Raw genomic sequence first — 1,899 nt, 5'->3', positions numbered from 1 at the left:
TTCACCCTGCGGGCCTATCTCCAGCAAACCCACGAGATGTTGTTCGACGCCCATAATCACGCCTTCCGCGTCTTCGGCGGCGTGCCGCAGCGCGGCATCTACGACAACATGAAGACCGCCGTCGACAAGGTCGGCCGTGGAAAGCAGCGCCAGGTCAACGTTCGCTTCACGGCCATGGTCAGCCACTTCCTGTTCGAGGCCACGTTCTGCAATCCCGCCTCGGGTTGGGAGAAGGGGCAGATCGAGAAGAATGTGCAGGATTCCCGTCGCCGGCTCTGGCAGCCCATGCCGAACTTCCCCTCCCTGGAAGCTCTGAACGACTGGCTGGAGAGCCGATGCCGAGAGCTGTGGACCCTGACGGCGCACGGCACGCGCCTCGGTACGATCGCCGACGCCTTCGCCGAGGAGGTCCCGTATTTGATGCCGGCACCTCGACCATTCGACGGCTTCGTCGAATACACCAAGCGCGTCACGCCGACCTGCCTCGTCCATCTGGAGCGCAATCGCTACAGTGTGCCGGCGTCCTTCGCCAATCGCCCGGTCAGTCTGCGTGTCTATCCCGACCGCATCGTCGCCGTCGCCGAGGGACAGACCATCTGCGAGCACGCCCGCGTCTTCGCCCGTTCCCATGATCGTCAGAGCGAGACGGTCTATGACTGGCGGCACTATCTGGCGGTCGTCCAGCGCAAGCCCGGTGCCCTGCGCAACGGCGCTCCCTTCGCCGAGATGCCGGCAGCCTTCAAATCCCTGCAGCAGCATCTGCTCAAGACGCCGGGCGGTGACAGGGAGATGGTCGATATCCTGGCCTTGGTCATCCAGCACGACGAGAAGATCGTGCTCACCGCCGTCGACATGGCGTGCAAGGCCGGCGTRCCGACCAAGACGCATATCCTCAACCTACTGCATCGCCTGATCGATGGCAGGCCGGTCACGCCACCGACCATCGAAGCACCCCAGGCTCTCGTGCTGACCACTGAGCCGTGTGCCAACGTCGAGCGCTATGACGCGCTGCGCCGGATCGGGGGGGCTCGCCATGCGTCATGATCCCGCCGCCGGCGCCATCGTCATCATGCTGCGCAGCCTCAAGATGTACGGCATGGCCCAAGCCGTCGGGGAACTCACCGAACAGGGCTCCCCGGCCTTCGATGCGGCCGTACCGATCCTGTCGCAACTCTTGAAGGCCGAGACCGCCGAGCGCGAAGTCCGGTCTACGGCCTATCAGCTCAAGGCGGCCCGGTTCCCCACCTACCGTGACCTCAGCGGATTCGACTTCGCCAACAGCGAGATCAACGAAGCTCTCGTCCGTCAGCTCCATCGTTGTGAGTTCCTGGTGGACGCCCACAACGTCGTCCTGATCGGCGGTCCGGGCACCGGCAAGACCCACATCGCCACGGCGCTCGGCGTCCAGGCCATCGAGCACCACCACAAGCGGGTCCGCTTCTTCTCCACCGTCGAACTCGTCAACGTCCTCGAACAGGAAAAGGTCCAGGGAAGGTCTGGACAGATCGCCGACCGCCTCGGCCATTCCGATCTCGTCATCCTCGACGAACTCGGCTACCTGCCGTTCAGTGCTTCGGGCGGTGCTCTGCTCTTCCACCTGCTCAGCAAGCTCTACGAGCGCACCAGCGTCGTCATCACCACCAATCTCAGCTTCAGTGAATGGGCGACCGTCTTCGGCGATGCCAAGATGACGACCGCGTTGCTCGACCGGCTCACCCACCACTGCCACATCCTGGAGACAGGGAACGACAGCTTCCGCTTCAAGAACAGTTCGGCGAAAACGGCCAAACCAACCAGGGAGAAGACGAGGAACTTGACCGCCAACTGACCAACCGACCATCATCAAGGCGGGTCAGTTCTCAGTGGAAAGCCTGGGTCAGTTCTCCGCGGAAATCAACA

At 63.2% G+C, this 1,899-nt stretch carries 2 protein-coding genes; both read left to right on the top strand.

Translation table 11 applies throughout. The features are described 5' to 3' along the window. Positions 1 to 1,044, top strand: a 1,044-nt coding sequence (istA, locus tag EYW49_RS22735; RefSeq protein ID WP_131312017.1) for an IS21 family transposase, incomplete at its 5' end; no start/stop codon positions are given. Continuing rightward, positions 1,034 to 1,828, top strand: coding sequence for an IS21-like element helper ATPase IstB (gene istB / locus EYW49_RS22730; RefSeq protein ID WP_131312015.1), 795 nt, complete (start codon positions 1,034 to 1,036; stop codon positions 1,826 to 1,828). The genes istA and istB, both read left to right, overlap by 11 nt. Positions 1,829 to 1,899: the final 71 nt, after the last annotated feature.

This window comes from Siculibacillus lacustris (assembly GCF_004328075.1).
Classification (GTDB): Bacteria; Pseudomonadota; Alphaproteobacteria; order Rhizobiales; family Ancalomicrobiaceae; genus Siculibacillus; species Siculibacillus lacustris.
This window is presented reverse-complemented; position numbering and strand designations above follow the sequence as displayed.